This window comes from Thiocystis violacea, from assembly GCF_016583565.1.
Classification (GTDB): Bacteria; Pseudomonadota; Gammaproteobacteria; order Chromatiales; family Chromatiaceae; genus Thiorhodococcus; species Thiorhodococcus violaceus_A.
Genome location: NZ_NRRF01000058.1, coordinates 19591 through 27623, shown reverse-complemented (window position 1 = coordinate 27623; position 8033 = coordinate 19591). Strand labels below are relative to the sequence as shown.

Genomic DNA, 8033 nt, shown 5'->3' with positions numbered 1-8033 from the left:
AGGGAAACGGGAATCGGGGTGCAGCGTGGCATCGTGTCATCAACTCATCGGCGAAACTCAAGACAGATGAGTAGGATGCCATCGATCGCCCAGAAACAGTATTAGGACTTTCACTCTAGACCACTAGGGATGCTCGAACTAGGGATGCTGCTGGCAAAACTGGGCCGTTCCAGGGTCGCGATACTGCTACACCAGCAAGAGAACATGGAGCGCCCATCCGATATCCAGGGGATAATCTACATACCATTCAAAGATAATCTAGAAAAAGACGCAGGGCTATTGCTGGCAAAAGAGATGGCGACGGTGGAATATCGAATTGATGTGGCGAAAATCTAGAGTTAAAAAGCGCATCCAGACGACGCCAAGAAGCGGCGCGACTGATGCTTTTCGTTAGATCAAAAAAGAGATCTCCTCATGAAAACATTCGAAGAAGTTAAATCGCAAATTGAGGCACTACCTCATCACGAGTACATGAAACTGGTTCATTGGTTCGCAGAACGCGACGCCGAGTCGTGGGACAAAGAAATTGAAATCGATGCAGCTAACGGAAACCTAGATTTCCTTGTTGAAGAAGCGCTTGACGAAAAACGAAAAGAGAAGCTTCGTCAAATTTAATGCACCGAACGACGAACAGATTTTGGAATTGCTTCCACGCACTTGCAGCACGCATTCAGGATCTTGCACGTAAAAACTACGCTCTGCTGAAAGAGAATCCTCACCACCCATCCCTACATTTCAAGAAAGTAGGAAATCTTTGGTCGGTTCGCATCGGGATCGAGCATCGAGCACTCGCCATTGAGGATGAAGACGGTTACATCTGGGTTTGGATCGGCGATCATCAGGAATATGATCGTATGCTGAGCTAAAAAAGAGCCTAATTCAGTCGCTTAAGCCGATTCAGTACGGCTGGCTTCGCGGCTAATCTCGAGCGTTGTGCAGCGGCTGGCCGGCTTGCATCGGTCATTTTAAGCAAAACAGTAAAATAGATTTCCACCCATTCACTCGACACTTAATGGCTTATTAACTGATGAAATTGATAATTCGTAATCTTACTCGCAGCACGACCGAAGAAGAGATAAAAGCTCTTTTTCAGGGATATGGCACCGTACAATCTTGTGATTTAGTATTAGACAAAATCACCGGCGGATCTAAGGGTTTTGCTTTTGTGGAAATGCCGAAGCCAGGAGAAGCCAAAGCGGCAATGAAAAACTTAAATAGCATGATTCTTGCCGGCAACAAGATTCGCGTGAAAAAAGCTGAAGACAAAACAGATTAATATGGCGTTAAAAAGCGACGCCGTAGGCGGCGCATCGCATTTTTGCGTTATCGACTAGAAACACTCAGCCTAATGTCGGCGCATCGAAATTTATATGAGTAGCGAACAACCGAATAATCCCTTGCATGGATTAACGCTCGCGAACATCGTAACGAGGTTAGTCGAGTATTACGGCTGGGATGGTATGGCTCAGAGAGTTGACATAAATTGCTTCAAGAGTGATCCGTCAGTAAAATCATCGCTGAAGTTTCTGCGCAAAACCCAATGGGCCAGAGTTAAGGTAGAAGATTTGTATCTTTCAACATTTGAAAAGCAGTCCCCCTGGGGTGATGACAAATAAAGGAAGACGAGTTCCCTCAAAGCCAAGTCGAGTATGTAGAAGTGGCAGAATAACGAGTCATTCAACTGGACTCTGCGAACGCCACGAAACCAACGCGCGCTGTTGAGCCCGCAGAGGCGCTTGACCATGCGTGATCAAGATCGAGATCGTTGAACATGTCTGAATCTCTATGGGTCCAAAAAGGCGCGACCTTGAGTCAAAAGAATGCTTGCAAGGAATTTGGATTGACAGAAAACGAAATCATGGAGGCGATAAGAGCTGGCACGCTGCAATACCGGCAGAATTACGCTCATGGCAATCCGTATTTCAAGCTACTGCGAAATGAAGTCAAATCACTCGCTCTGACGCTACATGGAAGCAAAGATTTAGAAGCGCAACACATCAAACACAGGTTGAGCGCAGGTTGAGCGCGGTCAACAGTGAAATAAACAGCATCAAGAGAAGGCTTGCCTCCTTGGAAAAGGAAAAGATTGAGTCACTTGAGATGCAAGGGCAGATGAAAGGCTAAGGAACTGTCCATCTTCCACGGCCTGACTTCAGACTGGTGATGAAGCTCCAGCTTCGTCACCCGCGAGACGAAGCTCCGCTTCGCGAGTTCGAGGATCAGCGCCTGGATCGACCCAATCAAGCGCCGGAAGCCGCCGACGTCGTGAAGCAGAGCTTCATCGCTGAGGTCACGAAGCTGGAGCTTTGGGCCTTGGTCATCGGTTGGACCGGTAGGGTGGACGAGCGAGAGCGAAGTCCACCGAACCCCGCGCCGTTGTTGGTGGACTGCGCTGCGCTTGTCCACCCTACCGAAGACGACTGGTCCGAAGGATGATCGACGCCGAGCCTTGTGACCAGAAAGGCTGGAAGCTCGTCCCGCCTACAGGTTCAACTTACGAATAAGGCAGGTGGATTTCGCTCTGGCTGGCCCAGCTTGTGGGAGATGCGGCGATCGATGCCTGCGAAGAACAGAGGTACTGAAATCCGATGAGTCAAGAGAACGAAACCAATGATCCGATCGAGAGGTTCATAAGCGATTGGTATTGGGATGAGAAATCGCATGACTATGCCCGACAGTTGGGCCGATTTCTTTTTGGCTTTTTAGACAGCTTGAAGGCGCAAGGTTTTTCCGAGAAGACCATCAATAAGCACTGGCGCAATTGTTATCTTATAGGAGTCTTCGACTGCGGCTACGGATATCGAGATCGGTTTTCACCAAAAATCGTCTTTTCCAGCCCTGATGCAAGTTACGAGTATGAGTTCAAGAGAAAAGTGAGTGATTCAGACTATGCCGTGAGTTCGTATAACTCGACTTGGCGAAAGGTACACAACTACACGAAGAAGTTGGGCGCAATTCAATAGATGGATGCTCTGACGCCTTGGCTGATCTCTTGATTGGCTGCTCTCGTGAGAAGCATGATCGCCTGACATGCGCCTCGGCCCGAGCCCGGACTGCGTGCCCGGTCGCGGCGGGGCGCCGCTCCCACGGACCAAGGACCCTGGAGCAACGCCATTGGCCCGAGACTCAGCCGTCCTCGGTGATGCGCTCGATCAGCTGCTCCAGCACCTGTGCGGCCCGGTCGTTGTCGACTTGGCAGGTCCCGGCGGCGTGGTGGCCGCCGCCGCCATAGGCCAGCATGAGTTCGCCGATGTTGGTCTTGGAGCTGCGGTCGAAGATGGATTTGCCGGTGGCGAAGACGGTGTTCTGCTGCTTCAGACCCCAGAGGACGTGGATGGAGATGTTGCACTGGGGAAAGAGCGCGTAGATGACGAAGCGGTTGCCAGCCCAGATGGTCTCCTCGCCGCGCAGATCGAGGACGACGAGGTTGTCGTGTACGGTGGCGCAGCGCCGGATCTGCTCCTTGAATTTGGGCTCTTGCTCGAAGTAGAGATCGACGCGCTCCTTGACGTCCGGCAGCTGCAGGATCTGCTCGATGCCGTGGTCCTTGCAGTAGTCGATGAGGTCCATCATCAGGCTGTAGTTGGAGATGCGGAACTCGCGGAAGCGCCCGAGCCCGGTCCGTGCGTCCATCAGGAAGTTGAGCAGCACCCAGCCCTTGGAATCCAGCACCTCTTCCTGGGTGAATTGGGCCGAGTCGCCCTTGTCGACCGCCTCCATCATCTCGTCCCAGCCCAGGGGGAAGGCGTCGTGCCCACCGTAGTGGCGCCAGACGACGCGGGCCGCGGAGGGGGCATCGGGGTCGATGACGTGGTTGTCATGCTGTCCGACACGCAGGGTCTCGGATGAGTGGTGGTCGAACGCGAGGTGGACGCCATCCACGTAAGGGAGGTTGGTCGTGATGTCCTTGTCGGAGATCTCGACCAAGCCATCTTGCATGTCCTTCGGATGGACGAATTTGATGTCCTCGATCAGGTCGAGGTGCTTGAGCAGGACGGCGCACACAAGGCCGTCGAAATCGCTGCGTGTGACAAGACGGAATTTCTGCTCGGACATCATTGGCCTCCGGCCGGACTGGCGCTGTTTACCATCCGCTGATCATACTGAGCCACCCTGCGTGAAACCACTAAGGTTGGTCCAGTCTGTGATCAGAGACACATGCCTGATCACGCCAGCATCGCCACGCCAGAGCGGCGGGCGTCCCATCGAACCCAAGCGCATGAGGCCCATCATGTCCGTCGATCCCTCCGTCAGGCAGCGCTTCCAGCGGCTGCGTTGGACTGTCTACGCCATCCTCATCCTGGCCTATATGATGGTCTTCTTTCATCGCATGGCGCCCGGTGTGGTGTCCGCGGACCTCATGGCGAGCTTCCAGACCAGCGGCGCGGCGCTGGGATCCCTGGCGGCCATGTACTACTACATCTACACCGCGATGCAGATCCCCTCCGGGGTGCTGGCCGATACCCTGGGCTCGCGCATCAGTGTCACCATCGGCTGTCTGGTCGCCGGCCTTGGATCGATTCTCTTCGGCTTGGCGGAGACCTTCGAGATGGCATCGGCGGGCCGCTTTCTGGTCGGGCTCGGCGTCTCGGTGGTCTTCGTGGGGCTGATGCGCTCCAACACCCAATGGTTCAGCGAGCGCTACTACGGCGCCATCAGCGGGCTGACGCTCCTGCTCGGCAATGTTGGGTCCATCCTGGCCGCCGGCCCGCTGGCGCTCTTGCTCAAGACGACATCCTGGCGCAGCGTTTTCGTCGGCATCGGCCTGCTGTCACTGATCGTCGCCGTACTCACCGCCGTCTTCGTGCGCAGCAAGCCGCAGGATGCGGGTCTGCCCACGGTGCAGGAGCTCGACGGTCTGCCGGCGCATCCGCCCCGTGACCGGCACTGGGCGCTGGATCTGCGCGGGGTCATGACCACGCGCGCCGTCTGGCCGAGCTTCTTTGTCATGTTCGGCATCACCGGCAGCCTGTTCGCCTTCGCGGGTCTCTGGGGCGTTCCGCTGATGCGCGACGGCTTCGGGCTGGACCGCACCCAGGCGTCGCTCTACACCACGGCGGCGCTCGCCGGGTTCGCCATCGGTAGCTTCGCACTGGGCTCGCTGTCGGATCACCTGGGCCGGCGCAAGGTGGTGATCGTCGGCGCCAGCGCGCTCTCCGTCGTGCTCTGGCTGGCCCTGATTCTCCTGCCCTGGGGACCGGGATGGACCGGGCTCACGCTCTACGCCCTGCTCGGCATGGCGGCCGGCGGCTTCGTGGTCGGTTATGCGGCGGCGAAGGAGGTGGTGCCGCCGGGCGTCGCCGGAATGGCCATCGCACTGGTGAACACCGGGCTCTTCCTCGGCGCGGCCATCATGCAGCCGGCCTTCGGCTGGGTCATGGACCTGACCTGGGACGGCACCATGACGGGGGACGTCCGGCTCTATGCGATGAGCGACTTCCGCAACGGACTCTGGCTCTCCGGCGGCTTCGCGCTGCTGGGGCTGATCGGCGCGCTCTTCGTGCACGAAACGCGCTGCCGGAACATCACGCTGCCGGCGACGGCCGCGGCGAATTCCGGCAATCAACCAAATCGTCCGACGTGATTGGACCTCGGGCATGGGCGATTTTGGCCAAGCGCGCCGGCGCCAAAGACTGGCCGGACAAGACCTTGAACTGATCCGAAACGCGAGAAGCCCTGCCTGAGCGGGTGTCTGAAAACCCTCGAACGTTGGCACAAACAGCGAGGTCCGAAGGCGCAGAGCGCCAAGAAGGGCGCGTGGCACCGCAGAGCGGTGCCACGAGACGGCAATACGAGCACATTTCGATGGAGAAGCCAACCCGCTTGCCGGAGTGGGCCAATCAGGGAGCGATTCAATATCGGTAAGCGGACTCGATCCGTCCCCGCGTCAGCACGCCGTAGATGTGGTTGATACCGGGCGCGAGCGGACGCTGGACATAGAGCGCATCCGCCCCACCCGATTTGAGGATGTCCAGGGCCTCCTGCAGCGTCGCCTGGAGATGCACTGGCGCCAGTTCGAGCCGATCGGCCGGGATACCCAGCAGGTCGACGTCCTCGGTGTCCTTGGTGTGGGAGAGATAGGTGGCGATGGCGATGCCAGGGATGAGGTAGGCGGGTGCGCCGTTCTTGTCGACGACGATCCATTCCGGCGCCGCCTCCATGAGCTGCTCGGCCGTGTCGCGGCCGAGGATGGGCGGCTTGCGGACGAAGTTGGTGTTCATGGCACTGCCGACGCCAATGCGGCGCAGCATCGCGATCACCGGATTGGCGCGGTAGTCCATGCCATTCGCCCGCAGCATGGTGAGGAACAGGGAGTCCTTTCCGAAGCCCTGCCGGCAGGTCACGGCGGCGAGGATGATGGTGAGCATGCCCGGCATGATGACGCCCGGGCTGTGTGACAGCTCGACCATCGCGGTCAGGGCGGCGAGCGGTGCCTGGAGACTCGCGCCCATCATGGCCCCCATGCCGAGCAGGGCATAAAAGCTGGTGTGGGCCGCGTCCAGCGCGACGAAATGGCCGGTCAGGGCGCCGGTCAGGCTGCCCACGACCGCCCCCATGAAGAGGGCGGGGCCGATGGTCCCGCCGGGGATGCCGAGTCCGACGCTGGTCGAAGTCGCGAGGAGCTTCGCGCCGAGCAGGACGAGCAGGAAGGTCCAGGGCCATTGCTCCAGCAGCAGACTGCGCTGGGTGTCATAGCCCAACCCCATGACCTGCGGGACCAGAACGCCGCAGAGGCCCGCCGCCACGCCCGCCAGGCAGATGCGCCAGAAGAAGCTCAGACGCTTGCTCAGACTGGCGATGGTTTGGAGCGACTGGATATAGGCGGCGGAGACCGCGCCCGCGGCCAATCCCAGCAGCAGGATCGGGAGCAGATCCGCCAGCGACGACATTACGAAGGGCGGGATCTGAAAGGCCGGCGAGCTGCCGAAGATGCCCACGGACACGGCATTGGCACTGACGGCGGCGAGAATGATGGGGATGAAGCCGGCGATGCTGTATTCGAGCGCCAGCACCTCGAGCGCGAAGATGACACCCGCGAGCGGGGTGTTGAAGGAGGCCGCGATCCCGGCCGCCGTCCCGCAGGCCGCCATGGTGCGGATGCTGTTGTTGGGCAGCGCGAAGACCTGGCCCAGCAGACTGCCGCTCGCCGCGCCCAAATACACGTGCGGCCCCTCGCGTCCGACCGAGTGCCCACTGACGATGGCGATGGCCGCCCCCAGGAACTGGAGGATGAAGCCGCGCCAGGTCATGTGTCCCTGGTGGTACTCCATGCGCTCCATGACGCGCGCGACACCGAGCACATAGATGCCCTGGGCGAAGCGCAGGAAAAGCAGTGCGATCAGCACGGCGCCGATCAACGGCAGCAGCAGCCGCGCGACGACCGGGAGCCCCTCGTAGTTCTCGCCGTGCAGGGGCAGCATGGCCTCTTGGGAGCCCTCCACCACCAGCCGGAAGGCGACGATGACCGCCCCCGCCACCAGCCCGGTGACGAGGCCCAGCATGGCATGCCAGTAGAGCGCATCCGGGCGGGAGAGTCGGAGCCGGGCAGACTCCATGGAGAATCGGAGACGGGGCAGAAAGGATGTCAGACGCCGCATGCACGCATTCTTGCGTCAGGGGCGGGGGCCTGACAACTGGCCGCGGATGCAGCGCGCGCTGTCCGCGCGCTACCTCTTCGGCCAAGCGCTTGACGCTTCCCGTGATCCCCGATCACCTTGGCATCGCTCGATGCGTGACAGTTTTCCAGAATCTGATCGGTGATGCGCTGCTGCGTCATTCCGCGCGGGTACTTGAGAGTCTCTTTGGATGCAATAAAACTGGACCTGACCCCAATCCTTGACCCCAATCCTCACGCGAATACGTCGAGACGCATCGGTGACAACCTTCGGTGACAACCTTGGGATAGGGCGTTCAGCGCGCCGCTATCCACGCATAGGGCTCTCGGCAGTCTGCCCGCCTAGCTCCTGTTGCGTCTGAACACGGTTGTGTGACCGATGGTCATGGCGTGATCCTCCGATCGCTAGCAGTGTTCC

General features: G+C 59.0%; 11 protein-coding genes. 8 read left to right on the top strand and 3 right to left on the bottom strand.

Annotation, left to right across the window (positions count from 1 at the left end; translation table 11 throughout):
- Positions 1-144: 144 nt before the first annotated feature.
- The 6 genes from CKO23_RS18695 (at position 145) to CKO23_RS18675 (ending at position 2023) form a co-directional block, all read left to right on the top strand.
- Positions 145-336, top strand: coding sequence for a TIR domain-containing protein (locus CKO23_RS18695; protein WP_242482556.1), 192 nt, complete (start codon positions 145-147; stop codon positions 334-336).
- 78 nt (positions 337-414) lie between these two features.
- Positions 415-615, top strand: a complete 201-nt coding sequence (locus CKO23_RS18690) for a hypothetical protein (protein WP_200333342.1) — start codon at positions 415-417, stop codon at positions 613-615.
- Positions 615-866, top strand: a complete 252-nt coding sequence (locus CKO23_RS26900) for a ParE family toxin-like protein (protein ID WP_440870579.1) — start codon at positions 615-617, stop codon at positions 864-866. The genes CKO23_RS18690 and CKO23_RS26900 overlap by 1 nt, the downstream gene beginning before the upstream one ends.
- 161 nt (positions 867-1027) lie before the next feature.
- Complete coding sequence (locus CKO23_RS18685) at positions 1028-1276, top strand: RNA recognition motif domain-containing protein (protein WP_200333341.1); 249 nt, start codon at positions 1028-1030, stop codon at positions 1274-1276.
- Between the two features lie 94 nt (positions 1277-1370).
- A complete protein-coding gene (locus CKO23_RS18680) occupies positions 1371-1616 on the top strand; it encodes a VF530 family DNA-binding protein (RefSeq protein WP_200333340.1) in 246 nt (81 codons plus the stop codon).
- A gap of 155 nt (positions 1617-1771) precedes the next feature.
- Positions 1772-2023, top strand: coding sequence for a hypothetical protein (locus tag CKO23_RS18675; RefSeq protein WP_200333339.1), 252 nt, complete (start codon positions 1772-1774; stop codon positions 2021-2023).
- A 68-nt stretch (positions 2024-2091) separates the two neighbouring features.
- Here the strand turns inward: CKO23_RS18675 and CKO23_RS18670 are convergent, their stop codons facing one another.
- Positions 2092-2406 carry a hypothetical protein gene (locus CKO23_RS18670; protein ID WP_200333338.1) on the bottom strand — a complete coding sequence of 105 codons (315 nt, stop codon included), beginning with the start codon at positions 2404-2406 and terminating at the stop codon, positions 2092-2094.
- A gap of 182 nt (positions 2407-2588) precedes the next feature.
- Between CKO23_RS18670 and CKO23_RS18665 the strand changes: the two genes are divergently transcribed.
- Entirely contained in the window at positions 2589-2963 is a 375-nt protein-coding gene (locus CKO23_RS18665) for a hypothetical protein (RefSeq protein ID WP_200333337.1), read from the top strand.
- 163 nt (positions 2964-3126) lie between these two features.
- On the opposite strand, the gene CKO23_RS18660 is transcribed toward CKO23_RS18665, so the two are convergent.
- The gene (locus CKO23_RS18660; protein ID WP_200333336.1) at positions 3127-4056 is read right to left on the bottom strand and encodes an exopolyphosphatase; all 930 of its coding nucleotides are present in this window, start codon (positions 4054-4056) and stop codon (positions 3127-3129) included.
- Between the two features lie 175 nt (positions 4057-4231).
- On the opposite strand from CKO23_RS18660, the gene CKO23_RS18655 reads away from it, so the two are divergent.
- Entirely contained in the window at positions 4232-5584 is a 1353-nt protein-coding gene (locus CKO23_RS18655; protein WP_200333335.1) for an MFS transporter, read from the top strand.
- A 268-nt stretch (positions 5585-5852) separates the two neighbouring features.
- On the opposite strand, the gene CKO23_RS18650 is transcribed toward CKO23_RS18655, so the two are convergent.
- Positions 5853-7598: a chloride channel protein gene (locus CKO23_RS18650; RefSeq protein WP_200333334.1), complete on the bottom strand. Its 1746-nt coding sequence runs from the start codon at positions 7596-7598 to the stop codon at positions 5853-5855.
- Positions 7599-8033: the final 435 nt, after the last annotated feature.